General features: G+C 54.7%; 27 protein-coding genes. 3 read left to right on the top strand and 24 right to left on the bottom strand.

Features of this window, described 5'->3' with window-relative positions; genetic code table 11:
* Positions 1 to 12: 12 nt before the first annotated feature.
* The 20 genes from acpT to ACJHW7_RS10260 form a co-directional block, all read right to left on the bottom strand.
* Complete coding sequence (gene acpT / locus ACJHW7_RS10355; protein WP_000285784.1) at positions 13 to 600, bottom strand: 4'-phosphopantetheinyl transferase AcpT; 588 nt, start codon at positions 598 to 600, stop codon at positions 13 to 15.
* A 1-nt stretch (position 601) separates the two neighbouring features.
* Positions 602 to 1,831: a beta-ketoacyl-ACP synthase gene (locus ACJHW7_RS10350; RefSeq protein ID WP_000198472.1), complete on the bottom strand. Its 1,230-nt coding sequence runs from the start codon at positions 1,829 to 1,831 to the stop codon at positions 602 to 604.
* On the bottom strand, positions 1,828 to 2,559 hold the full coding sequence (locus ACJHW7_RS10345; protein ID WP_000091664.1) for a 3-ketoacyl-ACP reductase FabG2: 732 nt from the start codon (positions 2,557 to 2,559) through the stop codon (positions 1,828 to 1,830). The genes ACJHW7_RS10350 and ACJHW7_RS10345 overlap by 4 nt, the downstream gene beginning before the upstream one ends.
* On the bottom strand, positions 2,559 to 3,023 hold the full coding sequence (locus ACJHW7_RS10340) for a 3-hydroxy-fatty acyl-ACP dehydratase (RefSeq protein ID WP_000020240.1): 465 nt from the start codon (positions 3,021 to 3,023) through the stop codon (positions 2,559 to 2,561). Before ACJHW7_RS10340 ends, ACJHW7_RS10345 begins: the two co-directional genes overlap by 1 nt.
* On the bottom strand, positions 3,020 to 4,189 hold the full coding sequence (locus ACJHW7_RS10335) for a beta-ketoacyl-[acyl-carrier-protein] synthase family protein (protein ID WP_001308114.1): 1,170 nt from the start codon (positions 4,187 to 4,189) through the stop codon (positions 3,020 to 3,022). Before ACJHW7_RS10335 ends, ACJHW7_RS10340 begins: the two co-directional genes overlap by 4 nt.
* A 1-nt stretch (position 4,190) precedes the next feature.
* Positions 4,191 to 4,775, bottom strand: a complete 585-nt coding sequence (locus ACJHW7_RS10330) for a DUF3261 domain-containing protein (protein WP_000595150.1) — start codon at positions 4,773 to 4,775, stop codon at positions 4,191 to 4,193.
* Positions 4,772 to 7,090, bottom strand: coding sequence for an MMPL family transporter (locus ACJHW7_RS10325; RefSeq protein WP_000180189.1), 2,319 nt, complete (start codon positions 7,088 to 7,090; stop codon positions 4,772 to 4,774). Before ACJHW7_RS10325 ends, ACJHW7_RS10330 begins: the two co-directional genes overlap by 4 nt.
* The gene (locus ACJHW7_RS10320) at positions 7,059 to 7,664 is read right to left on the bottom strand and encodes a LolA family protein (RefSeq protein WP_000670562.1); all 606 of its coding nucleotides are present in this window, start codon (positions 7,662 to 7,664) and stop codon (positions 7,059 to 7,061) included. Before ACJHW7_RS10320 ends, ACJHW7_RS10325 begins: the two co-directional genes overlap by 32 nt.
* Complete coding sequence (locus tag ACJHW7_RS10315) at positions 7,661 to 8,083, bottom strand: acyl-CoA thioesterase (protein ID WP_000930891.1); 423 nt, start codon at positions 8,081 to 8,083, stop codon at positions 7,661 to 7,663. Before ACJHW7_RS10315 ends, ACJHW7_RS10320 begins: the two co-directional genes overlap by 4 nt.
* Positions 8,084 to 8,086: 3 nt before the next feature.
* Positions 8,087 to 9,763: a glycosyltransferase family 2 protein gene (locus ACJHW7_RS10310; RefSeq protein ID WP_000115639.1), complete on the bottom strand. Its 1,677-nt coding sequence runs from the start codon at positions 9,761 to 9,763 to the stop codon at positions 8,087 to 8,089.
* Positions 9,754 to 10,107, bottom strand: coding sequence for a 3-hydroxyacyl-ACP dehydratase FabZ family protein (locus tag ACJHW7_RS10305; RefSeq protein ID WP_001301597.1), 354 nt, complete (start codon positions 10,105 to 10,107; stop codon positions 9,754 to 9,756). Before ACJHW7_RS10305 ends, ACJHW7_RS10310 begins: the two co-directional genes overlap by 10 nt.
* Positions 10,094 to 11,455, bottom strand: a complete 1,362-nt coding sequence (locus ACJHW7_RS10300; RefSeq protein WP_000815052.1) for an AMP-binding protein — start codon at positions 11,453 to 11,455, stop codon at positions 10,094 to 10,096. Before ACJHW7_RS10300 ends, ACJHW7_RS10305 begins: the two co-directional genes overlap by 14 nt.
* Positions 11,452 to 12,033, bottom strand: coding sequence for a hypothetical protein (locus ACJHW7_RS10295; protein ID WP_000014371.1), 582 nt, complete (start codon positions 12,031 to 12,033; stop codon positions 11,452 to 11,454). Before ACJHW7_RS10295 ends, ACJHW7_RS10300 begins: the two co-directional genes overlap by 4 nt.
* A gap of 4 nt (positions 12,034 to 12,037) precedes the next feature.
* Positions 12,038 to 12,289 (bottom strand): acyl carrier protein, encoded by a 252-nt coding sequence (locus ACJHW7_RS10290; RefSeq protein WP_000139646.1) that lies wholly within the window; start codon positions 12,287 to 12,289, stop codon positions 12,038 to 12,040.
* 11 nt (positions 12,290 to 12,300) lie between these two features.
* The gene (locus ACJHW7_RS10285) at positions 12,301 to 12,558 is read right to left on the bottom strand and encodes a phosphopantetheine-binding protein (RefSeq protein ID WP_001148684.1); all 258 of its coding nucleotides are present in this window, start codon (positions 12,556 to 12,558) and stop codon (positions 12,301 to 12,303) included.
* Complete coding sequence (locus tag ACJHW7_RS10280) at positions 12,533 to 13,354, bottom strand: lysophospholipid acyltransferase family protein (RefSeq protein ID WP_001308112.1); 822 nt, start codon at positions 13,352 to 13,354, stop codon at positions 12,533 to 12,535. The genes ACJHW7_RS10285 and ACJHW7_RS10280 overlap by 26 nt, the downstream gene beginning before the upstream one ends.
* Positions 13,351 to 14,073 carry a beta-ketoacyl synthase chain length factor gene (locus tag ACJHW7_RS10275; RefSeq protein WP_001308111.1) on the bottom strand — a complete coding sequence of 241 codons (723 nt, stop codon included), beginning with the start codon at positions 14,071 to 14,073 and terminating at the stop codon, positions 13,351 to 13,353. The genes ACJHW7_RS10280 and ACJHW7_RS10275 overlap by 4 nt, the downstream gene beginning before the upstream one ends.
* A gap of 40 nt (positions 14,074 to 14,113) precedes the next feature.
* On the bottom strand, positions 14,114 to 15,172 hold the full coding sequence (locus tag ACJHW7_RS10270) for a methyltransferase (RefSeq protein ID WP_000273196.1): 1,059 nt from the start codon (positions 15,170 to 15,172) through the stop codon (positions 14,114 to 14,116).
* A 68-nt stretch (positions 15,173 to 15,240) separates the two neighbouring features.
* Positions 15,241 to 15,618 (bottom strand): lipoprotein, encoded by a 378-nt coding sequence (locus ACJHW7_RS10265; protein WP_001301470.1) that lies wholly within the window; start codon positions 15,616 to 15,618, stop codon positions 15,241 to 15,243.
* Between the two features lie 391 nt (positions 15,619 to 16,009).
* The gene (locus ACJHW7_RS10260; RefSeq protein WP_001383612.1) at positions 16,010 to 17,059 is read right to left on the bottom strand and encodes an AI-2E family transporter; all 1,050 of its coding nucleotides are present in this window, start codon (positions 17,057 to 17,059) and stop codon (positions 16,010 to 16,012) included.
* Positions 17,060 to 17,190: 131 nt separating this feature from the next.
* Here ACJHW7_RS10260 and ACJHW7_RS10255 point away from each other — a divergent pair, with 131 nt between their 5' ends.
* Positions 17,191 to 18,408, top strand: a complete 1,218-nt coding sequence (locus ACJHW7_RS10255) for an MFS transporter (RefSeq protein WP_001308109.1) — start codon at positions 17,191 to 17,193, stop codon at positions 18,406 to 18,408.
* Between the two features lie 3 nt (positions 18,409 to 18,411).
* On the opposite strand, the gene dcrB is transcribed toward ACJHW7_RS10255, so the two are convergent.
* Together dcrB and ACJHW7_RS10245 are read right to left on the bottom strand one after the other, a co-directional pair.
* Positions 18,412 to 18,969 (bottom strand): phage sensitivity protein DcrB, encoded by a 558-nt coding sequence (gene dcrB, locus ACJHW7_RS10250; RefSeq protein WP_001245295.1) that lies wholly within the window; start codon positions 18,967 to 18,969, stop codon positions 18,412 to 18,414.
* Positions 18,970 to 19,041: 72 nt separating this feature from the next.
* Positions 19,042 to 19,707, bottom strand: coding sequence for a 7-cyano-7-deazaguanine/7-aminomethyl-7-deazaguanine transporter (locus ACJHW7_RS10245; protein ID WP_001100467.1), 666 nt, complete (start codon positions 19,705 to 19,707; stop codon positions 19,042 to 19,044).
* Positions 19,708 to 19,927: 220 nt separating this feature from the next.
* On the opposite strand from ACJHW7_RS10245, the gene tusA reads away from it, so the two are divergent.
* Positions 19,928 to 20,173 (top strand): sulfurtransferase TusA, encoded by a 246-nt coding sequence (gene tusA, locus ACJHW7_RS10240; protein WP_000130621.1) that lies wholly within the window; start codon positions 19,928 to 19,930, stop codon positions 20,171 to 20,173.
* 101 nt (positions 20,174 to 20,274) lie between these two features.
* On the opposite strand, the gene zntA is transcribed toward tusA, so the two are convergent.
* The gene (zntA, locus tag ACJHW7_RS10235) at positions 20,275 to 22,473 is read right to left on the bottom strand and encodes a Zn(II)/Cd(II)/Pb(II) translocating P-type ATPase ZntA (RefSeq protein WP_001626134.1); all 2,199 of its coding nucleotides are present in this window, start codon (positions 22,471 to 22,473) and stop codon (positions 20,275 to 20,277) included.
* Between the two features lie 73 nt (positions 22,474 to 22,546).
* Positions 22,547 to 23,173, bottom strand: a complete 627-nt coding sequence (locus ACJHW7_RS10230) for a lysoplasmalogenase (protein ID WP_000964718.1) — start codon at positions 23,171 to 23,173, stop codon at positions 22,547 to 22,549.
* A 140-nt stretch (positions 23,174 to 23,313) separates the two neighbouring features.
* On the opposite strand from ACJHW7_RS10230, the gene ACJHW7_RS10225 reads away from it, so the two are divergent.
* Positions 23,314 to 23,673, top strand: coding sequence for a DUF2500 domain-containing protein (locus tag ACJHW7_RS10225; protein ID WP_000042887.1), 360 nt, complete (start codon positions 23,314 to 23,316; stop codon positions 23,671 to 23,673).

The raw sequence follows: 23,673 nt of genomic DNA, 5'->3' as shown, positions 1-23,673 counted from the left end.
CGGGTGGGCGGATCAGTTAACTGAATCGATCCATTGCACACTGTCGGCGGTGAGCGTAAAGGGGGTGGGGGTGCAGATCGCAAGGCTTAAATTTTCTAGCTGACAATGGCTGACTGACAGCGAGGAGTGATAGGTGCTATCTACGCTGACGATTTGCCAGGCGCTGCCGCCACGCTGTTTAACGATGGCTTCTTTGCGCGTCCAGATGCGCCAGAACATTTCCAGTTGCTGATCAGGATGCACGGCGTCCATCTCAGCGTGTTCCCCGAGGCTGAATACGGCGTTCGCCAGCCAGCGCCAGTTGGCGCGCGGGCGAATCACTTCGATATCGCAGCCGACTTCGCCTTCATCACTCAACAGCAGAGCGATATCGTCACCGCTATGGCTTAAGTTGAACCATAGCGGCGTTTCCGGCGCGAATGCAGGTTTGCCTTGTTCGCCATAGATGATCTCCGGTAGCGGGGAAAGCGTGTGCGAAAGCAATGCACGCCCCGCCAGCCAGCGTTCGCGTCGTGGACCTTGCGGTGCTTGCTCGCGTAAACCCGGTGGCAGTGGAGCTGCGCTTAAGGTCGAAACTTTCCCCAGAACTATCCGATACATATCAGGGCCAACGTTTAATGATGATGGATGTATTAATGCCGCCAAAGGCAAAGTTGTTACTCTGCAAAAACTCACAATCAACCTTGCGGGCTTCATGCATGATGTAATCCAGCGCGCCACAATTCGGGTCTGGTTTATTCAGGTTTAGCGTAGGCGCAAACCAACCTTCGCGCATCATTTGCAGACTCATCCAGGCTTCGAGCGCGCCACAGGCACCAAGCGTATGACCAAAATAACTTTTCAGCGAGGAGAGCGGCACATTATCACCGTAAATGGTTGCTGTCGCCAGACTTTCTGCCATATCACCGCGATCGGTCGCCGTACCATGCGCTGAAATATAGCCGATATCTTGTGCGCTTAACCCGGCGATTTTCAGCGATTGCTCCATACAATACTGCATGGTTTCGCGCTGCGGCTGGGTAATATGTGCCGCGTCGCAGTTAGTCGCAAAGCCGACGATTTCACCGTAAATGGTCGCGCCGCGCGCTTTGGCGTGCTCCAGTTCTTCGAGAATGAGCGTACCTGCGCCTTCACCAATCACCAGCCCGTCGCGGTTTTCATCGAACGGTGAAGGTGTGGTTTTCGGCGCATCATTGTGCTGGCTGGTGGCGAAAAGCGTATCAAATACCGCTGCTTCTGAAGGACATAACTCTTCGGCACCACCAGCAACCATCACCGTTTGATAACCGTGGCGAATGGCTTCCCACGCATAACCGATTGCCTGGCTGCCGGAAGTACAGGCGCTGGAGGTTGGGATCACCCGCCCGCGCAGGCCGAAAAAGAGGCCAGTATTAACGGCGGTGGTGTGCGGCATCATCTGCACATAGGTGGTGCCAGTGATGTTATTGGTGTGCTTTTCCGTCAGCATGGTGGCGAACTCGCTTACCGGGCCGGTACTGCCGGTCGATGAACCGTACGCAATGCCCGTTTCGCCGCTGGTTAATATCGGATCGCCAATCAACCCTGCCTGCTCTAACGCCAGCTCGCTGGCACGGGTCGACATTTGCGACACGCGGCCCATCGCACGGATACGCTTGCGGGTGTAGTGCTCCGGTAGCGTGAAATCATCAACAGGCGCGCCAAGCAGGGTGTGCAGCCCGTCGTAGACCTGCCACTCCGGCATTTTGCGCACCGCATTTTCATACGCCAGTAAGCGTGCAGAAACGTCCTGCCAGTTTTCACCAAAGGCAGTCACGCCACCCATTCCTGTAATCACTACGCGACGTGTCATAACATCCCTCCGTTGATGGAAATAACCTGGCGGGTGACGTAACCCGCAATATCAGACATTAAATAACTGGCAAGCCCGGCAACTTCTTCCGCCTGGCCCATACGTTTCATGGGGATCATCGACATTGCCTCTTTCAGAGCGCTCTCTTCCATTTCGATCATCCCGGTATCAATAAGCCCTGGCGCGATGCAATTGACGGTGATTTTGCGCTTTGCGAGTTCGATAGCCAGCGCTTTTGTTGCGCCGATAATTCCGGCTTTGGCAGCGCTGTAATTCACCTGGCCGCGATTGCCCATTACGCCGGAAACCGAGGACAGCGTGATGATGCGCCCACCCTGGCGCGCGCCGATCATTGGCATAATGCACGGCTGAATGACGTTGTAGAAACTGTCGAGATTGGTGTGGATCACCGCATCCCAGTCGTCATCGCTTAAAGCCGGAAAAGCGGCATCGCGGGCGATCCCGGCGTTACTGACCACGCCGTACCAGGCACCGTGTTGCGCGATCTCATGCTCCAGCACTTCCCGACACTGTTCGCGGTTTGCGACGTCGAAACTGAGCAAACGCCCGTTACCCCCGTTGGCGACAATGGCATTCAGCGTTTCCTGAGCGCCTGTGGCGTCACGGTGATAGTGAACGCCAATGTTAAAGCCGTCTGCCGCCAGTTGGCAGGCGATGGCGCGACCAATGCCTTTGCTGGCACCAGTAACCAGAACTGAACGACTCATCAGGACGCTCCTTGTTGAAACAGGGTGGTAAGTTCTTCCGCGGTCGGCTGGAAGGTGTTAATGCGGCCCGTCGCCTCGCCGTCGTTGATGCTGCACTCAAAACTGCCGAAGCGATCGTCCTGCATCAGCAGTTTGACGGTAATGGTCAGCGTCTGGCCTGCGGGCAGAATGCCAGCGGCGCAAAGCAATTCACGCGCGCCCAGTATCATCCCTAACTCAATACTGTTTTTGCCCTGCTGGTGGCGATGCCAGCCAGACCAGACGCCGACGGTTTGCGCCATCAGTTCAAGGGCAAACCAGCCAGGGAGATTGCCGTCCGGGTCGAGAAACGGTGCCAGTACGCCACTGGGCGAAACCGTCACGCGGCACACCGCGCTGTCATCGCTGACGCTCACCACGTCTTCCAGCAGTAACATGGGCGCGTCGTGGGGCAGATAAGCGCCGGGGGATAAATAGTGGCTCACGAAACCCTCCCGAGCAGAATGCTGGCGTTATTGCCGCCAAAGGCGAAGGAATTGGACAGGATCACCGGACGTGCCAGCGGCTGCGGTTTTTCGATAATGCCGCAGGGTGGCAGCGTGGGATCGCGTGGCGACAGGCTGAAATCTTGGGCGGGCAGCGGTAAATCACGCTGTAAGATCAACATACTGATTGCTGCTTCGGTAATGCCCGCCGCGCCCAGCGTGTGGCCGGTCAAATGTTTGGTGGAGCTGCACGGTACGCGTTCGCCAAACAGGGCGTTAACCACCATCGATTCAATCTGGTCGTTGAGTTGCGTGGCGGTGCCGTGCAGGTTGATATAGCCGACGTCATCTGGCGTAAGCTGCGCATCGGTCAGTGCCTGATTAATGGCGCGGATCGCCCCTTCGCCCTGCGGATGCGGGGCCGAAATATGGTAAGCGTCACTCGATTCACCAACGCCCAGCAATGCGATGGGCTGCGGTTCGCGGGTTAATAACATCAGCCCCGCGCCTTCGCCAATGGTGATACCTGCGCGGTCACGACCGAACGGCTGACATAAAGTTGGCGAGAGCGATTCGAGGCTGTGAAAACCGTTAATCGGCATCCGGCTCAGGGTGTCTGCGCCACCCACAATGGCGGCATCGACCAGCCCCGTCTCGATAAGCCTGCGCCCGCTGATCATCGCTCTGGCGCTGGAGGAGCAGGCGGTTGAAAGGGTATAGGCCGGGCCGTCGAGCGCCAGCCAGTGGCTGAGAAAACGCGACGGATCGCCAAGTTCCTGTTGTGCGTAGTGCCATGTGGTGCTCGGCAGCCCGTGGGTGCGCAGGTTAACGTGCGTGTCGCCTTCATGCAGGCCGGAGGTGCTGGTGCCAAGTACAATCGCGATGCGCTCGCGACCATATTTCGCTATAGCGTCATCAACCTGCGGCTGGAGCTGCGCCAGCGCCGCCAGCAGGATCTGATTGTTGCGCGAGCGATGCGCAGCGAATTTTTCCGGGATAAGCGGAAGCTCGCCATCCACGCCAGCCAGGACCGCCTGCGGATGCCCCTGCAACCAGCCTGCGCGTGGGCGCATTCCGGGGGCGACACCGCGAGCCAGGTTGGCTGCGATTTCGTCAAGATTATTTCCCAGGGCGTTGATCATGCCGACGGCGGAAATATAAATCATATCAGTCACCTAAGTATTGAATGGTGATGTGGTATTTAAAGACATGCTGTTCAATGCTGATTGGCACGCGTTTGCCCTTGCGATTCAGATAGGTGATTTCCGTGACCAGCTTGCCGCTGGCGTTACGCAGCTCGCGTTTGTCACCGTTGTCGCGAAGTGTCCAGCCAGTGGGAAGTTGCGGTTGCCAGGCGCTAATCGGCCAGTGGCTGAGCATTACGTCAGCCAGCACCTGACTTGCGGGCGGCAACTGTGGGACGACGATGGATTGCTCGGCGCGTAGCCCTTGCGCATCGTAGGTCAACAGAAACAGGCGAATGCCGACCGACGACAGCCCGGCAAGGGTGATTTTCTGGTCGTCGGCGTTAAGCATCACTAACAGCGACTGGGTTTTGCCGTTGAAGCTGCCGGTCAACAGTTGCTGGGAATTGACGGCGGGTGAAATCCCTGGTGCCGGCAGCGTGATGCGCGTGCCAGGTTGCAGCCACGCCTGCGGGCGGCCTTCCTGTTCCGGTTGCGAGTGGCTACAGCCGGTGAGGATAAGCGTAGCGGTCAGGGCGAGCGCTCGCCAGAATGTGGGTTTGATCATTTTTTTGTTCTCTTTTTATCGGGCATCGCCAGCGGCGAAAGCAGGAAGGCGGTGAAAATACCGCTCACCAGCACAATGCCAAAACTGCTGATGGCCTGGGTGGCGCTGAATACCAGCATTCCCAGCGTCAGCAAGGTGGTGAGCATTGCCAGCGTGATCGCCAGTAGCGAAGTTAATGGTGTACCGCGCGGATTACTGAAAAACAGCGTGTAGTTGATGCCGATGCCAAGCACCAGCACCAGCGCCAGCAGCGAAAAGAGATTCACCGCCTGCCCGCTCATCGCCAGCACCGCCAGACCACAACCCAGCGAAAGCACCGAAGGTACAAGGCTGATAAGCCCTTTGCGCCAGCCGAGACGGGCCACTGCGCCGCAGGCAATCACCGCCAGCGCCACCAGCAACAAGCCGGTTAAGACATAACGGTAAAGCGCGAACAACTCATCAAAGGTGCTTTTGCGATCAACCCAGGCAATGCCGCAAGGGTAATATGTGGCGATTTCCTGCATCAACGCGCTACTTTTAACCCCTTCAACCGGCACCAGTACGCCGCTTTCGCCGTTTTCCAGCGTCAGCCACAGCAGACGCCAGCCTTCACTGGCGGGGCTTGCCAGCCATTCATCAACGTTCACTGGCATGGCGTTGAGATCCGGGTTCACTGCCGTCAGCCCGGCATTTTGCAGCGCTTTTGTTACTGTCGGGGCCGCCGTTTTCAGCAGTTGTAAATCTTCCTCCTGCCGCGCAAGGGAGTTCAGCGGAATGGTGCGGTAGTTGCTGATAAGCCCCTCTTTTTTCGCATACTCAAGTGAGGCGGTATATTTCTCCAGTCGCCGCAATGTTTGCTGTGGCGAATCGCCGTAAACCACAAACCATTTTTGATCGACGCTTTGTCCGGTCAGGGCGGTAATGGCTTTCTCCTGGGTCAGAATATGCTGCGGCAGCGCCTGTAACTGCGAGATATCGTCATCGACGCGCAGCATTGACATCCCCGCCAGCGAAAACAGCGCCAGCGCGACGGGCAGACCCAGCGACAGTTTTTTATTGCGCCGCCACGCTGCCAGCCAGCGCAGCATCAGCGCCATCGCCGGAACCGGACGCACCGGCAGGCCACGGCACAGCCACGGATGCCAGAACAGGACGGTCAGACAGGAGGCGCTCAACCCGACGGCGGCAAAAATCGCCATCTGGCGAATGCCGGGGAAGGGGGCGAGCATCATAATCAGATATGCCGCCACGGTGGTGAGCAGCGCCAGCAGCAGGGCATTGCGTACTTTCGCCAGGCTTTGCCACGGCGAAACGTCGTTGCCGTGCACCATCCGCTCGGTGAGATAATAGAGCGTGTAGTCAGCGGAAATGCCGATAACGCTCATGCTCATCACCAGCGTCATCAGGTGTAATTCACCGAAAATCAATAAAGTGGCGACCGTTCCCGCCAGCGCGCCGATGCCGATGGAAATCACGCAAAGCAGCAACGGGCGCAAAGAGCGGAACACCGCCACAATCAGCAATATCACCCCCAGCAGCGTTGCCACGCCCAGGGTTGAGATATCCTGCTTCGCCTGTTGGCTGGCGTAATCGCTGTAAAACACCGTGCCGCGCGAAAGCAGCTGCGCCTGCGGGTAACGCGTTTTCAGATCCTTTTCCAGCGTATTCAGGGTCGTGATGAGCTGGTGGGTTTGCTGCATATCAAACGACGATCCCGCCAGTTCACCGTGCAGCAGATACCAGTAGTTGCCCTGGGGATCCTGCGTCACCAGCCAGCCGTCCATCAGCCGCAAACGCTGGCCGTTTTTCGCCATCGCCAGCTGCGAGCCGCGCATTAACATCAGCGGATCGTTTTGCAGCTCCTTGCCGCTTACCCCGGAGAACGCAGAATAAAGCTGGGAGAGGATCCACTGCGCCTGCGCTTCGCCGCCGTTTTGCAGGCGCGCGCGGGTGTCGGGGTCAATCAGGCCGTTGCGGTGCTGCCAGAAAAACGCTCCCCACGCTTGCTGGCTGGCGGCATCCATTGGCCCTTTAACGTCGCCGAGCGCAGCGGATTTTTGCAGCAGCGTCAGCCACTCCTGAGCGACCCTGGGATTAGCCTCTTTACCGGGGCTGACCAGCCACACCAGTTGGCGGTCCAGACGCTGCATAAAGCCGTCATTCAGCGCTGGGGGAATATCGCCCATAGCCTGTTTGGGTAACATAGCCAGCACGCTACTGTTCAGCCGTGATTGCGGCAGCAGGATCAGCAACGCCGCCGCCATGACCAGGCAGACTAGCCCCCATAACAGCGCGGGGCGTTTACTGGGCGGCAAAACGTTGGCGTTCGTCATCGGTCAGTTGCGCTGGCGTCAGTTGATGTTGGGTAAGAGCAATATCGGTGCGATCGCCCTGTTTATCATTAAGTTGAATGCTCTCCAGATAGGTTTTCCCGGCGAGATCGATGGTGTTGAAAATTTTATCCAGCGGCGTGGTGGTCGGCGTCAGGCGCAGCGTCCAGCGGCCTTCGCCTTTGTCAGCAAATTCGACGCGGAAGTTTTGTTCCAGCACTTTGCGATCGGCCTGGAACAGCGCGCGCAGCAGGTGGTTAAACTGGAACATCTGCGGGTTGTTTTCTGCCGTGATGATTTGCGGCGGCTGACCGTTGATCACCTGCACCATGCGTTTATCATCCAGCAATAGCTGCATGGGGAACGGTGAGGTTTGATCCCACAATAACCCCTGGTCGCGGGCGATCAACATCTGACCCTGAGATCGCAGCGGCTGCGGCAGATCTTTAATCGTCCGGGTTTGATCAAAATGGGCGCGGATCACCGGTTGTTCGGTAAAGCGTTGCTGAAGATCGTCCAGGGTCAGGGCGCTCACAAACGGGCTAATCAGCAGCGCCAGCAGCGGTAAAAATTTCATGGTTTGACTCCCATGCGTTCAAACAGAATATCGGGGCTGACAAAGCACAGTTCGCGACTTTGCTCGTCGACCGCGACCTGAATGGTGTATCCGGTGGTGGCGCGTTTGCCCGTTTCGGCATCGAAAATCTGATAGCCAATCCGCAGACGGTTTTCGAACTCTTCGATATGCGCACGCACGCGGATGCGTTGCTCAAAGGTGAGGGCGTGGCGATATTTCACCCGCGCATCGACCACTGGCCACAAATAACCGGACTCTTTCATCTGCCGATAGCCGTAATTGAACTGGTTGAGCAGCGCCTCGCGGGCCACTTCAAAGTAGCGAAAATAGTTACCGTGCCAGGCCACGCCCATCATATCGACGTCGTGAAAGGGAATGGTCAGCTCGACTTCAGCGGTAAATCGGGGATCGTTAAGCACCCTTTACTCCTTGTCCTGAATTTCCGGCAGTTGCCAGAAATCGAAAAAATTAAACCAGTCGAGGGGCGACTGGAGCGCGTAATGTTCCAGACGCGCGGCGTAGTGGTCGATAGCGTTTTGCAGCGCCTGCTGGCGTTCGCCACGCGGCAGTTGCAGCGGGTCGGCAAAGCTTTCGCAGTGAATATGCAGCTTGCCGTGCTGGCGTAGGGCGAAAATCAGATTCACTGGGCAGCGCAAAATAGAGGCGAGAATAAACGGCCCCTGTGGGAAGGGCGCAGGCTGGCCCATAAACGGACTCCAGCAGACGCGCCAGTCGCCGCCGCGTTGCGGGGTGACGGCGATGCGGTCACCGACAATCGCCACCCATTCGCCGTTATCCAGCTTCTCTTTCAGCAGGATGGCGGTTTCTGGGCCGATATCTGTTACCGGCATCAGGTTAATGCCTGCCTGAGGAGCCATCTCCTGCATTATCTGTTTAAAGCGTTGGGCGTTTTCGCTAAACACCAGCGCGTTAATGGTTTTGTAGCCCTGAATTTTTGCCAGCGCCCGGCACACTTCCACATCGCCAAGATGCGAGGCCAGCAGCAATTTGCCGCGCGGATCGCGGACGTCAAGCGCCGCTTCTGCGCCTGGCGCAAACAGCACATCACGCCCCAGTTGTAGCTCGCCGCGCCAGCTGGCGATTTTGTCGAGCATGGCATTACCGAAACGTAGAAAGTGCTGATAGCTGTTGAGTTTTGCCGCCTGTGGTTGATGCTGTCGTACACGGGCGAGCCAGTCTTGCGACGCTTTGCGCGCACGAGAAGCAGTGAGCCAGTAGACGCCCACCACCGGGTAAAGCAGCGCGCTAAACGCCGTTCTTCCCAGCAGACGCCAGACCAGCAGCATCAGGCGCATTCCCCATAATCCTTTCACTTCACTCTGCCGCGCCCAGTGGCTGGAAGAGCGGCGCATCAGCAGTGAAGGAATACGCGGTAACATGCCGAAAAATAGACGCGTGTGCATGAGCGAGATGCGGACGTTATCTTTCAGGGCATCAAAATGCGAAAGCCCGTCCAGTGGATAGGTGACGCGGGTCGGCACGAAATAGCTGGTGTTTCCCTGCCAGTAGAGGCGCACCATCACTTCAGTGTCGAAATCCATCCGCTTGCCGATGGTGGCGTGTTTTGCCAGTTGCAGCGTTGGCGCAACCGGATAAACGCGAAAGCCGCACATGCTGTCTTTCAGTTGCAGGGAGAGCGTTTCGATCCATACCCAGACGTGGGTGACCCAGCGCCCGTAAAGCCGTGAGCGGGGGATGGAGTCATCGTAAATTGGCTGGCCGGAGATCAGCGCCGCAGGGTGTTGTTCAGCGACTGCCAGCAGTTTGGGGATATCTTCAATCGCATGTTGACCGTCAGCATCCACCTGCACTGCATGGCTGAACCCTGCGTCTGCCGCTGCCTGTAAGCCACGCATCACTGCCGCGCCTTTACCTGCGTTTTCTGCTAAGCGAATTAAGGTCACGCCAGGCTGTTCGCTAACCAGATTATCCAGTTGCTGTTGCGTGGCGGCATCGCTGCCGTCGTCCACCACAATACAGGGGAGATTAAATGGCTTAAGACGCGCCAGCACGCCCGGCATCATCGCGCCGTGGTTATAGCAGGGGATCAACACGCAGGGAGAAAAGTTTACCGACATAGGCGGATCTTCCCGCTACTGGCGGTGTGGCGGGCGTCACCGTCGTGACGCTGATAGCTAAAGCTCAGAATCTGGCGTTCTTCCTGCCAGTTAAGCGCGAGCGTGACGCGGTTTTCCGGCAGCAACGGAGACTGGAATTTTATGTTCTGAATGGAGTGAAAACGCCAGCCAGGCGCGAGCAGATTGAGCGCGTAGCTCATCGCCCAGTCGATTTGCGCAACTCCTGGGAGTAATGGTTGCACGGCAAAATGACCGCGAAACCAGAACAGATCCGCCCTGAGATGCAGAACAATTTCAAGGTGATTCGTTTGTGCCTGATGGCGCTCGATTTCATGGGGCTTCATGAAATAACTCCTGTAATTGCGCATAGACACGCTTGTTCATACTGTTTACTGGCATTTCATCAATAACGCGCCAGTAACGCGGAATAGCAACTGGCTCCAGCGTCGGGCGCAGTAAACGCCGCCAGGTCATTTCCTGGCTATGCCCGCCGCCGTTCTGCCATTGCAGATGAGCTTCGTCATCCAGCACCAGCAAAACGCCTATGCTCTGACGCCCGCCGCGCGTAACGGGAACTGCCGCCGCCTCGCGAATGCCGTCCAGCGCCAGTAGACGTTGTTCTACTTCCTGGAGTGAAATACGTTTTTCTTCAATCTTAACGATGCGCCCACGACGCCCCATCAGATGGAACTGACCATCTTCGCTAAGCTGTAAGATATCGTCGAGTAACAGGCCGTTATCTTCCGCTATCAGCGGTGAAAAGAGGCGAAAGGCATCGCCTTCGGCTTGGAACTGCATACCTGGGAGGGGTAGCCAGCGGCGTTGCTCTTGTTCGCGGTAACGCCAGGCGATGACGCCGGTTTCCGTGCTGCCGTAGATTTCATCAGGCCAGACGCGCAGCCAGCTTGCGGTGTGTTGTACATCCTGCCACGGCAGCTCACCGCCAGCAGAGAGAAGCACCTGAACGGGTGGCGGAGAAAGCTGGGTATCCAGGCGCTTCAAAAATGCCGGGCTGCTGATGAAGATATAGCGATGCTGATGACTCAACGCGGCAAACTGTTCGACATACCAGAGCATGGCGGCGTGCAGCGGTAATCCCAACGCCATGGGCAGGAAAACACGAAAAGTCAGGCCGTACAAATGCTGCGGCAATACGGAACCGACGACACGACAACCCGCCAGACGTGCGCCTAATCGTTCAGCCAGCAGTTCTGCTTCACGATCCAGCAAATGAACAGGTTTAATCACCCGTTTCGGCTGTCCCGTGGAACCGGAGGTAAACAGCTCGATAAAAGCCTCTGGCGCTATAGCGGCAAAGGTGAAGGATTGTGTCGCGACTTGTGGGGAACTTGCTACCAACAGCCATGAACCTTGCCAGTTAAGTTCGCTGTCGCTAAGCACACCATCGAACAGTTCACGTTGCTCGTTAAGCTGGATGACACGGTTATGCCCCGGAAGCACCGGTGTTTTTCCGGCGTGTAGCGTGGCGAGCAGGGCAACGATAAACAGATAGCTGTTCTCAAAGCACAGCGCCCAGCGTTCACCCGGCTGTTGCTGCAAGCGGCAGATAAGTTGCGCGACATCGTGACGCAAATCGCCCAGCGTCCAGGTGCTTTCGTCCAGCCACGCAATGGGCGTGTCATCAGGGCGTGGCGCAGTCAGCCAGCGTGCAAGCGGTAAGGTCTGCTTCATGCGCGATCTCTTTTCATCACCTGACGGCGCACCAGCCATTCACCAGCCATTAATGTTCCCATCAACAAATAAGCAATCATGCCGTTCCAGGCGGTCCATAACGACATATCGGCATAAAGCGCGGTAAAGAGGGCAATTCCACCGTTAATGATGAAAAAGCCGCACCAGATTTGCGTGACGTGGCGGGTATAGCGCACGCCCTTTTCCGGGAGGTCTGGCTCCTGCAACCGCGCCAGCCGCTCAACTATCGGCATTGCCGACCACAGCGAACCGCCAAAAACCGCCAGCATGACCGCGTTAACCACTACCGGGTAAAACAGCAGTAGCTGGTGCGTTTTCAACATAAAGCTGGCGACACATAATGCGATGCCCACGACAGCGACGAGTTGCGTGACGGCTTGTAAAGGCCCCGCCTGGCGACGGGTCTGGCGCAGACGCAACAAAAGCAGCAACGCCATTAGCGGTAACAGCCAGTGCAGGCCGTTATGCGCTAAGCCAAACCAAATCACAAACGGCCAGGCGAGCAGCAATAATCCAGTCAGCAGCTTAATCATCGGTAGCGAGCGAATGCCCGACATCAGATCAGGCTTCTTGTAGCAGGCGTTCTACAGCCTCGACGACATCCTGGACTGTACGCACGGCTTTAAACTCTTCCGGCTTGATTTTCTTACCGGTTTTCTTTTGCAGGTGCACAATCATGTCAACGGCGTCGATGCTGTCCAGTTCCAGATCTTCGTACAGGCGCGCTTCAGGTTTGATGTCCTGCGGATCGATTTCAAACAGCTTAACCAGCAGGGCTGAGACTTCCTGATAGACGGTTTGTTGTTCTGTCATGATGGCTTTCCTCAGGCACGTTGCGCAGCAATGAAAGAGGCCAGAGTGGCGACGGAGAAAAAGTGCTGACGCATCTCTTCGCTTTCCGCAGAGAGCACGATGCCGTACTCATTTTTTACTGCCAGTCCCAGTTCCAGGGCATCGATAGAGTCCAGCCCTAAACCGTCGCCAAACAGCGGCGCGTCGGTATCGATATCATCAGGCGTCAACTCGTCCAGATTGAGGGTGCTGATGATGAGGTTTTTAATTTCCAGATAAAGCGCTTGCATTATTTATTCCTGAGAGAGGTAAACAACCTTGTTGTAATTGAAGCAAAAGATGCCGGTTTAACTGCCTTGCTGCCAGCGCCGGTTCTTGTGAAGTTGCATCGTAAAATTTATTGATTTCAACCCGACCATGGACTGCAACCGTAAAAAACGGCCGGTCAGGTGGAACGTCATACCATTTACTTTGTTTATCCAGCAGATGCTCGCTACAGCCGATCGTCACGATGCGTAAATCGCTGGCACAGCGCACGGCAATATTCGCCGCCCCGCGCTGCAGCGTCATTTTTTCACCGGGCTTCGTTCGCGTGCCTTCGGGGAAAATCAGGATAGTGTCACCCTGTGCCAGTCGCTGTTGGCAGCGGGGTAACAGGGTTTCAGCTTCGCTGTTGATTAAATAATCTGCCGCCCGCACGACGCCGCCAAGAAAAGGATTTTTTAACAGCGCGCTTTTCACCAGGCAGTCAGTTTCTGGCATGACTGACGCCAGCAGCACGTAATCGATCAGCGTGGGATGATTGGCTACGACGAGGCAACCGCGTTCCTGACGTAAAATTTCAGCGCCATCAATACGATAATCCAGCACGCCAAGCCCTTTCGCGACAGTTAAAAACAGGCGAAAACTGGCGGCAATGCTGCGACGCGCCAAACGACGGCGGCGGGAAGTATCCCACACCAAAACTAACAATATGTTAAACCACACGACAGAAAGCAGCAGGCCGCCGAGACCAAACAGGGCAAAACATAACCCGGTCATGACCAGTCGCCAGGTCCACTCCAGACGTGACAGCAGCTTACTCATCCACGGCTCCAGCGCCACTGTACGCGCTCGCCAGGCAGTGAAAATGTGTCCGCATTTTGTAAATAGTGCTGTAAAAACAACATGCTTTGCGGCAGTGTTGTTTCATTACCCGCAATGGCTGACTGCGTTTCACATTGCCACTCATCGCCAGCTTCAATCACCAGCGCGACGGCGTACGGCCAGGTCGGCATTTCTGCGGGCAGTTGTGGATGATAGAACTCAGGCAGAAAGCCATCAAAATCGACCATCAGCACGCGCTGGTATCCCGCTTGTAACAGGCTAAGCACTTCACACAAACCTTGCTGGAAAGTGTCGCGACCAGCAGAAAGCGATGACGAAACGATCGGCTGTTTGGCCGCAATGGTCAGGTTACCCACGGAAGAGTTGTGTACTGAAAGTGCAAAGTCGGTCGGAGAAAGCGCCTGTTCGGTTGCCAGTGCATGAACAATGCGGTAATTGCGCTCCAGTTCGCCATGACGACTGGTATACAAAACGGCGTCTGGCTGATGGCGGCGTAGCATTGCCAGACCGCATTCAACAGCCAGTTTGCTGCCTGAACTGAGGCGGCGGGCGGTCATCATTGGCAGTTCACTTAATTTTGCCAACGGCGCGGCAGGGTCAATCGCCCACGGCTGGCGCGACCATGCTTGCCATTGCTGCGCTTCGCTAAGTCCAGGCGCCAGTGCCTGCCAGTCGGTAATATTTAATGTAAATTTCATCAACGCGCGCCCGCGGTAAACCAAAATTATTAAGTGACGATTATTTCTTTTGGCATATCAAAAGTGTATGCCCAACGCCTAAATTATCGTGGCGCTCTGCTACCTGGAATCCTGCTTTATTCAGATAGTCGTAAAATTTCTCTGCACTATAGAAACGGCTGTTACCGTTTGCCATGCAGGTAAAATAAAGTGAGGACGCGTTCAGGCTAAATGATGCTGCTTCAAACCGCTGCGCATCCCAGAACAACTCCATGATGCAAACTTTTGCGCCAGGCTTCATTACGCTGGCAATTTTGCTGAGTATGCTAATTATTTGTTCGGGTGAAAAACAGTCTAAAAATTGGCTCATCCACCAGATATCAGCCTCGCCCGGTAATGGGGCATCGCTTAGCATATCCACCGCATGGAAATCTATGCGATCAGAAAAACCTGCATTCGCGATATTTTCTTTCGCTAGTACGATTTGTTGTGGCAGATCTAATAACGTCACGGCGATGTTTTCATTGTATTTGCAGCAACGCAAAGCCCACTTACCCGTATTGCCGCCTACATCGTACAATGTTGTGGGGTTGTTGGCGAATACATAAGGCAGTGCGGCGTTAAATGCGCCATCTGAATAGTAATGATCAAACGCAAACCAGCTTTCACGAGCGGCGTCTGGTAATTGCGAAAGTGCCGGATATATCGTCGACCAGTCGCCAAATACTTTTAACCCGGAAGGTTTTCCTTCATTGAGTGAATCGGCGAGGAAGAAGAGCCCCTGGTAACAGACATCCTGGGTGAAATCCATATTCACGCGAGTCATAGTGTCATGCAGGAGGTAATGACCGATTTTCGCCAGGTAATAAATTCCCTCTTTACAGGTAATAATTCGCCCGCTTAAGCCCATATCTAACAGAACGCTGGCAGCATATTCGTTGATATGGCTATGTTCGGTGATATCAGCCAGCGTTGCGCCATGTTTGCCTTGCCGATCCAGATATGAAAGTACACCCGCATTACGTAGGCAGAGTGCTGTTTGAAAAAGCATAGGGGCAAAGGCAATGCGTTGAGCTTCGGTAATCGCATCCAGTGCGCTAAGAGAATCCTGTTCGTACATGTTGGGCACAACCTGTTAAGAGGGAATTAAATTATTATCGGACCGCAACGGCCCGACTTTAGGAAGAATTATAAATCTGCGCCCGCTGACAAATTCAGTTGAATATCTTTGTCGAGATTGCGGACCCAGCGATTGTAGTTTTTATGAATTTGTCCGCCTGACGCTTGTAGGTTCTGGCTATTTTCATAATTGATATCGTAGCTGGATGCCGTGTAGTTAATGCGTATTTCCGCTGAATGATCGCGTGACTGTTGACGTGCTTTAATTATGCCTTGTCCGGCTTCGGACATAATCCATTTGCGTTCAACGCCAGCTTTCAGAATCGCTTTTTTCACTTGTTCCTGGGTATGACCAGCGCTGACGGTTGAGTGAACCTGATCAATTGGCGCAGTACGCGCGCAACCTGCTAAAGCACCCACAACAGCAATAGCCGCAAACCATTTCATGTAATGTCTCATTAGAACCCCATTAAAGTATTGTTTTTACGAGTAAAGCAAGATTTAACTGTAATTGCTGGCATCACTATTCTTTATTTAGAGAAAAAATTACTTGTGAGATAAGTCAGTAAGTGCACATCAGAGTAAAAATCTCTGAAATGACTAAATTACTGCCAGCAGGGACCAACTATAAGTGAGTGAGAAAAATGAGGCAATAAAAATAACACAATGTTATCAGTGCATTCTTTGAGAAGGATTTAATCGCTATTCGGCGTTTATATATATTTGACTTAAGGAATGGTTTTTTTAAATTAATTTTCTGAATAATGTTTCATCATTTCCTCAAATCAAATGGCCACTGTTAGATAAACGGTGGCCATTGCCTGCTCAGGAGGTGCTATTAACCCGGTAACCGACTTTTCGGTCTGCCCGGCCCCAGTAAAATCGCCAGTTTGCTACCGCCTTTGGTGGTTTCCATCCAGATTTTACACACGCTGGTTAATGGCACCGAAAGTAGCATCCCTACCGGGCCGAGCAGCCATCCCCAAATTAACAATGAAAGAAATACCACCATGGTGGACATCCCCAGGCGATGGCCCATCATCCGTGGTTCTAAAATATTGCCGATAACCATATGGACAACTAAAAACAATGCGCCGACCAGAATACATTCGTAAACACCATTAAACAGCAGCACCTGAATCATTGGCGGTACGGCGGAAATTACCGCGCCGATATTGGGCACGTAGTTGAGCAAAAACGCCAGTACTGCCCACATCAGCGCAAACTGCACCCCCATCAGCTCCAGCCCCAGCCAGACGATGACACCTGTCCATAAACTGAGTAGCGTCTTTAACGCCAGATAATGCGAAACGCCTTTAAGTGCGCGGTGTAATCCTGCGATGTGAATCTGTGGGTTATTCAGCGCAAAACGCATTTTGTAAGGGACGTGGCGCACTTCAAATAGCATGAAAACAACGGTCATCACCAGCAAAAGCACGCTCGCCATTGCCCCGGAAAGCCCGGTCATTAGCGCTGTGGTGAAGGTAACCACTTTTTCCGAGTCCATCCGCTGCAGCATTCGCTCCGGCGACATATGCAAATTAAGAAAAGGCAACATCTCCTGCAATTTAAAAAGTTTGCGCGTCAGCTCCTTATTAAACTTCGGCAGCATAGAGATAAATTCGTTAAACGATGCCGCCAGTACGCCGACCAGCGCGGTTAGAGTGATCAGCATCACCACCACCACAATCGTAATGGCAACGGGGCGTTTTACTCCCCGTCGAATAAACCAGGTAACGAGCGGGTTGAGGACGATGGCAAAAAACAGCGCCAGTAACAGCTGCACAATGATATCTGCCGCTGCGTGAATGCCCGCGAGGATCACTACCAGCGAGGCCAGCTTGAGCAGAATGTGCATGCCCGTTTTATCGGGTTGAGGGGTTTCCATTGGGGCTTCCTTGTGACTTTTTGTATTAAGTGTAGCGGGAGTCACGCCAGCAATATTCTGATTCTTACTGCTGATTTTCACGTCAGCACGTGGTAAAAATGAAACACTGTTGTAAAAATGTGGTGATCCTCATGCCCGAACCCGTAGCCGAACCCGCGCTAAACGGATTGCGCCTGAATTTGCGCATTGTCTCCATTGTCATGTTTAACTTCGCCAGCTACCTCACCATCGGGTTGCCGCTCGCTGTATTACCGGGCTATGTCCATGATGTGATGGGCTTTAGCGCTTTCTGGGCAGGATTGGTTATCAGCCTGCAATACTTCGCCACCTTGCTGAGCCGCCCTCATGCCGGACGTTACGCCGATTTGCTGGGACCCAAAAAGATTGTCGTCTTCGGTTTATGCGGCTGCTTTTTGAGCGGTCTGGGATATCTGACGGCAGGATTAACCGCCAGTCTGCCCGTCATCAGCCTGTTATTACTTTGCTTGGGACGCGTCATCCTTGGGATTGGGCAAAGTTTTGCCGGAACGGGATCGACCCTGTGGGGCGTTGGCGTGGTTGGCTCGCTGCATATCGGACGGGTGATTTCGTGGAACGGTATTGTCACTTATGGGGCGATGGCGATGGGTGCGCCGTTAGGTGTCGTGTTTTATCACTGGGGCGGCTTGCAGGCGTTAGCGTTAATCATTATGGCCGTGGCGCTGGTGGCCATTTTGTTGGCGATCCCGCGTCCGACGGTAAAAGCCAGTAAAGGCAAACCGCTGCCGTTTCGCGCGGTGCTTGGGCGCGTCTGGCTGTACGGTATGGCGCTGGCGTTGGCTTCCGCCGGATTTGGCGTCATCGCCACCTTTATCACGCTGTTTTATGACGCTAAAGGTTGGGACGGTGCGGCTTTCGCGCTGACGCTGTTTAGCTGTGCGTTTGTCGGTACGCGTTTGTTATTCCCTAACGGCATTAACCGTATCGGCGGCTTAAACGTAGCGATGATTTGCTTTAGCGTTGAGATAATCGGCCTGCTACTGGTTGGCGTGGCGACTATGCCGTGGATGGCGAAAATCGGCGTCTTACTGGCGGGGGCCGGGTTTTCGCTGGTGTTCCCGGCATTGGGTGTAGTGGCGGTAAAAGCGGTTCCGCAGCAAAATCAGGGGGCGGCGCTGGCAACTTACACCGTATTTATGGATTTATCGCTTGGCGTGACCGGACCACTGGCTGGGCTGGTGATGAGCTGGGCGGGCGTACCGGTGATTTATCTGGCGGCGGCGGGACTGGTCGCAATCGCGTTATTACTGACGTGGCGATTAAAAAAACGGCCTCCGGAACACGTCCCTGAGGCCGCCTCATCATCTTAAAACTTACTGAATAACCAGCGTATTAATGATGTTTTCTGCGGTTGTCTGCGCTTTTTGCTGATCGTCAGCTGGCAGCGTAATTTGCATGGTTAGCAGTTGATTACCCACGTTACCCAGAATAACGGAAGAGTACGCCGTCTGGCCTTTCGCGGAGATAATACTGTCTAACTGCTGCATTTTGTGACCTTTCAGCTCAATGGCTTTATTGGTTACCACTTGCAGCTGCGGATCGCGGCTACGTTGCTGATCTTCCAGACGCTTCGCCAGCACCGCCAGATCTTCTTTCGGATCATCGCCCATGATGACGATGACTGCTTTCTGACCGGTGGCGTCGGACCAGACATGCATGTTATTGGCCTGCGTTCCCAGCTTACCGCTCTGGTCGGTCATATCCGCTGGCAGCGAGAAACTTAACTTGCCATCAAGCAGGTTGACGGGATTCCCGGTAGCGTTACTTTCCGCGACCGAACCCTGCGCCGTAGCGTTAGTGTCTTTATCATCACAGGCCGCAAGCCCCATAACCAGCAGGCCAATTCCGACATATTTAACCAGATTGCGCATTGACTTCTTCCTTTCGATAAACGGCCATAACGGCTCATTCATCCATCTTATCACAACTCTGATAACGAACCTTTAACTCGCCTGCAAAGCGTTGATTTCGGATTTATCTGCCAGTCTTTTCAACAGCATATTGAGTAATACGCCATACATTGGCAGGAAGAAAACGATACTGATTAACACTTTGAAACAGTAATCGACCAGCGCGATTTCCATCCAGTGTTCAGCCATAAAGGCATCCGGGCTACGCCAGAAGGCAATGAAGAAAAAGGCCAGCGTGTCGCTGACGTTACCGAACAGTGTGGACGCTGTCGGTGCCAGCCACCAGCGGCGACTCTGACGCAGGCGGTTAAAAACGTGCACGTCGAGGATCTGTCCCAGCGCGTAGGCCATGAAACTGGCGGTGGCGATACGGGCGACAAACAGGTTGAAGTGGGCGAGTGCGCCGAATCCCTGCCAGGAACCCATATAGAATAGCGACGAGATGACGTAGGAGATCAGCAACGCCGGGATCATCACCGCAAAGATGATACGACGGGCCAGCGGTGCGCCAAAAATACGTACGGTCAGGTCGGTAGCGAGAAAGATAAACGGAAAGCTAAACGCGCCCCAGGTGGTATGGAAACCAAAAATGGAGACGGGAAGCTGAACCAGATAGTTACTGGAGGTGATCACCAGCAGATGAAATAAAGATAACCAGAACAATGCTTTATAGCGTTGAGTTTGCGAGAAAACGTTCATATTGTACCTTTTTGATTAACCATTGGGGTGAGGGAACCCAATACGTACGACACGTCTGTTACCTTAACATAATAACGTGCTTACCCTTTTTTCGAGCCGCCGCATGATACTGCTTTACGTTGACAATGCAATGGTTAATTTTCACGCAATCGTTAACCTGGTTTGCTTACGGACTCACAGGGCGTAAACTAGCGCCGTTTTTTTATGTGATGAGAAGAAAATGACCGATCTCTTTTCCAGCCCTGACCACACACTCGACGCACTTGGCCTGCGCTGCCCGGAACCCGTAATGATGGTGCGCAAAACAGTGCGCAATATGCAGCCAGGTGAAACGTTGCTGATTATTGCTGACGATCCGGCGACGACCCGCGATATTCCTGGGTTTTGTACCTTTATGGAACACGAACTGGTTGCTAAAGAGACGGATGGATTGCCTTATCGTTATTTGATTCGTAAAGGCGGTTGATGGGGGCAGATTGGCTTCGATGCCGCCTTTTCCCCTCACCCTAACCCTCTCCCCAGAGGAGCGAGGGGACCGATCGCGCTCAATGTTGCGATCGGTTTGCCTTATCTCCTGCGCAACAATCTTAACGCATTCGCTGTCACCAGCACCGTCGCACCCGTATCTGCCAGCACCGCCAGCCATAGTCCGGTCATTCCTAACAGCGTGGTGACGAGGAAGATCCCTTTCAGCCCCAGCGCAATAGTGATGTTCTGGCGGATATTGGCGTGAGTGGCGCGTGCCAGTTCAATCATTTGCACCAGACCGCGCAGGTGGTTATGGGTTAATGCTGCGTCGGCGGTTTCCAGCGCCACGTCTGTGCCGCTGCCCATTGCAATCCCGATGGCGGCAGCTTTCATCGCTGGCGCGTCGTTAATACCGTCACCGACCATCGCCAGCGGCGCATGTTGATTCAGCTCGGTCACCGCTTTGACTTTATCTTCCGGCAACAGGCCCGCTTTAAACTCCAGCCCCAGCTCCCCGGCAATTGCCGCCGCTGCGCGTGGATTATCGCCGGTGAGGATCACCCCTTTGACGCCCAGCGCGTTCAGTTCACTGATGGCTGTTGCAGCATCGGCGCGCAGGGTATCCTGTAACGCAATGACACCAAGCACGTCATCGTTACGTACTACCAGCACTACCGTTTGCCCGGCGCTTTCCAGTTCGTTAATTAAACCAGCAAATGCATCAGCGGGATGTTTCCCGGCAGCGCATATCAACACGCGCTCACCGTTAACCTGCGCTTCAATGCCAGACCCGACCAGTGCCCGCTGTGATTCGGCGGCGGGAATGGCGAGTGCAGCAACCTGTGCTTCGCGCACGATGGCCTGCGCCAGTGGATGCGTCGCGCCTTGCTCGACCGCCGCCGCCAGTGTCAGCAGTTCAGATTCACTAATACCCGTTGCCGGATGAATCGCGGTAACGCGCGGTTTACCGACGGTCAGCGTACCGGTTTTATCAAACGCCACCTGGGTAACACGACCTAGCTGCTCCAGCGCCGCACCGCCTTTAATTAACGCCCCACGACGTGCCGCTGCTGCCAGCCCGGAGGTAATCGCCGCGGGCGTGGAGATAACTAAAGCACACGGGCAGCCAATCAGCAGCAGCGTCAGCCCTTTATAAATCCACTCCTGCCAACTTGCGGCAAACAGCAGCGGCGGCACCAGCGTTACCAGCAGGGCGACGGCCATAATCGCTGGCGTATAAATACGGCTGAAACGGTCGATAAACCGCTCAATGGGAGCGCGACGCTCTTCGGCTTCTTCGATCAGTTTCAGAATCCGGTCAATGGCGCTGGCACCCGGTTCTGACAGCACTTCCAGCGTTACCAGACGGTCTACGCTGGTGGCTCCTGCAGGAACTTTATCGCCCGTCGCGCGCTCCACCGGAATGGATTCTCCGGTCAGGGCGCTTTCATCAAAACTGGCAAACGGTGAGAGCAGTTTACCGTCGGCAGGCAAACGTCCACCTGCGGCGACTTCAATCACATCGCCAGGGCGCAGGCTGTGAATCGCCACCTCTTCCCGCTCACCGTTACGCAGGCGCGTGGCGGTTTCTGGTTTCAGCGCCATCAACGCGCTAACGCCCTGACGCGCGCGGCTGGCGGCCCAGCCTTCCAGTCGTTCACCAATCAAAAACAGCAGCAACACCATCGCAGCTTCAGCCGTTGCGCCAATAAACAGCGCACCAATAGCAGCTACGCTCATTAAGGTTTCAATGGCGAAGTAGCTGCCGGATTTGATCAGCCGTAATGCCTGACGAGCAATCGGGTACAGCCCAACCAGCGTGGTCGCGATAAACGCCAGTTGCCCGAACGGATGATTGAACTGCTCCAGACCCCAGCTGATTGCCATCATCACGATTAGCGTAATCAGCGGCAGATTCTCTTTCAGGCGCGATTCTTGTGGCTCGTCGGCGGCCTGCTCATCGCGCAGGGAATAGCCCGCTTTTTGCACCGCAGATTCAACCTGGGCACGGATGTCATTGTCGGCATCAACCACCAGTTTTTCGGTGGCGAACAGTACCTGCACCTGATTCACGCCTGCAAGCTGGCGCACGGCATTTTCTACCTTGCGCGCACAGGCGGCGCAGTCCATGCCGCTGACTTTCCAGCTATAGCGGGTGCCGGAGACGTTTTCAGAGAGCGTTGGCGTGCTGGAACATGCGCCGTCGCAGCAACAGTCGTTGGCGTTCTGTACCGTGGTTAGCGGTTTGAACGCAGCAAATTGAGGGGCTTTCTTGCCGTGATTGTCAGGAGTCGACATGGCATCCTCCGGTTAAGTTTTTTCTCATTAACCGAAGGATACACTCTGGAGTCGACTCCAGAGTCAAGTTTTATCAGAGATACAGCGAGCGGACGATGAGGAAGTGACCGGCAAAGTAGCAGGCCGCAGCAATCGCGTTATCCGCACGGAAGCGTCGGCGATAGTGGCTACCCAGCCAGACAAAGTTACTGATAAACAGCAACGAAGCGCCGACAAACGCGGAGAGCGCCGGAGCGGTCGGACGGAAGAACCACAGTTCACCTGCCAGCCACACCATCACCAGCGTCATGCCGATAAACGTGCAGATGGGCCAACGATACTCTTCCAGCCGCGTCCAGATAATCGCCAGTAACAGCGCGCCCAGAACCAGCAGTACCAACGGCAGAGGCCAGAAGAAAGAGAGCGTCATCTGACTGGCGAAATAGATGGTGTACAGCAGGTGCGAGAGGAAAAACGCGCCGATGGCGTACATCAGACGTTGACGTGGCAACAGGGTTAGCGCATCGCCCAGCAGTGAGGCGCACAGCCCCGCCAGCACCAGATAGCTAATGGCGTCGAACATCGGCGCTTGCCAGGCCAGTAACAACAGGAGAAGAAGGGTTAACGGTTTAAACACCCAGCGTTGCCAGGTTGGCCCACGATACGATGCATCCACAGATAGCCATGCGGAAAGACAGACAGCGATAAACGACCAAAGCATCTTAGTTCCTTGAATTCGTTATTTTTTCGTAAGCGGAATGCCTACGGTCTTGCTTCCAGTTTAGTGGCGAGGGTGGACGGATGACAACACCATAACTGGCAGGGTATGCTTAATTCCGCATTTTCCGATGAGGGATAAAGATGAGCAAACCACCTCTTTTCTTTATTGTTATCATTGGCTTAATCATCGTCGCCGCATCGTTTCGTTTTATGCAACAGCGACGGGAAAAAGCTGATAATGATATGGCACCGCTCCAGCAAAAGCTGGTGGTGGTGAGCAACAAGCGGGAAAAACCGATTAACGATCGCCGTTCGCGCCAGCAGGAAGTGACTCCGGCAGGCACCAGTATGCGCTATGAGGCAAGCTTCAAACCGCAAAGCGGAGGAATGGAGCAGACGTTTCGCCTCGACGCCCAGCAGTACCACGCCCTGACAGTGGGCGATAAAGGTACGCTGAGCTATAAAGGAACGCGCTTTGTTAGCTTTGTAGGCAAACAATAA

Source organism: Escherichia sp. WS1152 (genome assembly GCF_046487665.1).
Lineage (GTDB): Bacteria > Pseudomonadota > Gammaproteobacteria > Enterobacterales > Enterobacteriaceae > Escherichia > Escherichia coli.
Note: the sequence above shows the minus strand (reverse complement) of the source record. Positions and strands in the feature narration are given on the sequence as shown.

Excerpts from the sequence above, each read along its gene's own strand:
- dcrB (WP_001245295.1), bottom strand. The coding sequence starts at position 18,969 with ATGCGCAATCTGGTTAAATATGTCGGAATTGGCCTGCTGGTTATGGGG.
- ACJHW7_RS10295 (WP_000014371.1), bottom strand. The coding sequence starts at position 12,033 with ATGTCGGGCATTCGCTCGCTACCGATGATTAAGCTGCTGACTGGATTA.
- ACJHW7_RS10350 (WP_000198472.1), bottom strand. The coding sequence starts at position 1,831 with ATGACACGTCGCGTAGTGATTACAGGAATGGGTGGCGTGACTGCCTTT.
- ACJHW7_RS10275 (WP_001308111.1), bottom strand. The coding sequence starts at position 14,073 with ATGAAATTTACATTAAATATTACCGACTGGCAGGCACTGGCGCCTGGA.
- ACJHW7_RS10290 (WP_000139646.1), bottom strand. The coding sequence starts at position 12,289 with ATGACAGAACAACAAACCGTCTATCAGGAAGTCTCAGCCCTGCTGGTT.
- ACJHW7_RS10335 (WP_001308114.1), bottom strand. The coding sequence starts at position 4,189 with ATGATTTATATTTCCGCCGTCGGCATGATCAACGCCCTGGGAAATAAT.
- ACJHW7_RS10245 (WP_001100467.1), bottom strand. The coding sequence starts at position 19,707 with ATGAACGTTTTCTCGCAAACTCAACGCTATAAAGCATTGTTCTGGTTA.
- tusA (WP_000130621.1), top strand. The coding sequence starts at position 19,928 with ATGACCGATCTCTTTTCCAGCCCTGACCACACACTCGACGCACTTGGC.
- ACJHW7_RS10230 (WP_000964718.1), bottom strand. The coding sequence starts at position 23,173 with ATGCTTTGGTCGTTTATCGCTGTCTGTCTTTCCGCATGGCTATCTGTG.
- ACJHW7_RS10345 (WP_000091664.1), bottom strand. The coding sequence starts at position 2,559 with ATGAGTCGTTCAGTTCTGGTTACTGGTGCCAGCAAAGGCATTGGTCGC.
- ACJHW7_RS10300 (WP_000815052.1), bottom strand. The coding sequence starts at position 11,455 with ATGAAGCAGACCTTACCGCTTGCACGCTGGCTGACTGCGCCACGCCCT.
- ACJHW7_RS10225 (WP_000042887.1), top strand. The coding sequence starts at position 23,314 with ATGAGCAAACCACCTCTTTTCTTTATTGTTATCATTGGCTTAATCATC.
- ACJHW7_RS10320 (WP_000670562.1), bottom strand. The coding sequence starts at position 7,664 with ATGAAATTTTTACCGCTGCTGGCGCTGCTGATTAGCCCGTTTGTGAGC.
- ACJHW7_RS10325 (WP_000180189.1), bottom strand. The coding sequence starts at position 7,090 with ATGACGAACGCCAACGTTTTGCCGCCCAGTAAACGCCCCGCGCTGTTA.
- ACJHW7_RS10270 (WP_000273196.1), bottom strand. The coding sequence starts at position 15,172 with ATGTACGAACAGGATTCTCTTAGCGCACTGGATGCGATTACCGAAGCT.
- ACJHW7_RS10310 (WP_000115639.1), bottom strand. The coding sequence starts at position 9,763 with ATGTCGGTAAACTTTTCTCCCTGCGTGTTGATCCCCTGCTATAACCAC.
- ACJHW7_RS10280 (WP_001308112.1), bottom strand. The coding sequence starts at position 13,354 with ATGAGTAAGCTGCTGTCACGTCTGGAGTGGACCTGGCGACTGGTCATG.
- ACJHW7_RS10285 (WP_001148684.1), bottom strand. The coding sequence starts at position 12,558 with ATGCAAGCGCTTTATCTGGAAATTAAAAACCTCATCATCAGCACCCTC.
- ACJHW7_RS10330 (WP_000595150.1), bottom strand. The coding sequence starts at position 4,775 with ATGATCAAACCCACATTCTGGCGAGCGCTCGCCCTGACCGCTACGCTT.
- ACJHW7_RS10255 (WP_001308109.1), top strand. The coding sequence starts at position 17,191 with ATGCCCGAACCCGTAGCCGAACCCGCGCTAAACGGATTGCGCCTGAAT.
- acpT (WP_000285784.1), bottom strand. The coding sequence starts at position 600 with ATGTATCGGATAGTTCTGGGGAAAGTTTCGACCTTAAGCGCAGCTCCA.
- zntA (WP_001626134.1), bottom strand. The coding sequence starts at position 22,473 with ATGTCGACTCCTGACAATCACGGCAAGAAAGCCCCTCAATTTGCTGCG.
- ACJHW7_RS10265 (WP_001301470.1), bottom strand. The coding sequence starts at position 15,618 with ATGAAATGGTTTGCGGCTATTGCTGTTGTGGGTGCTTTAGCAGGTTGC.
- ACJHW7_RS10260 (WP_001383612.1), bottom strand. The coding sequence starts at position 17,059 with ATGGAAACCCCTCAACCCGATAAAACGGGCATGCACATTCTGCTCAAG.
- ACJHW7_RS10305 (WP_001301597.1), bottom strand. The coding sequence starts at position 10,107 with ATGAAGCCCCATGAAATCGAGCGCCATCAGGCACAAACGAATCACCTT.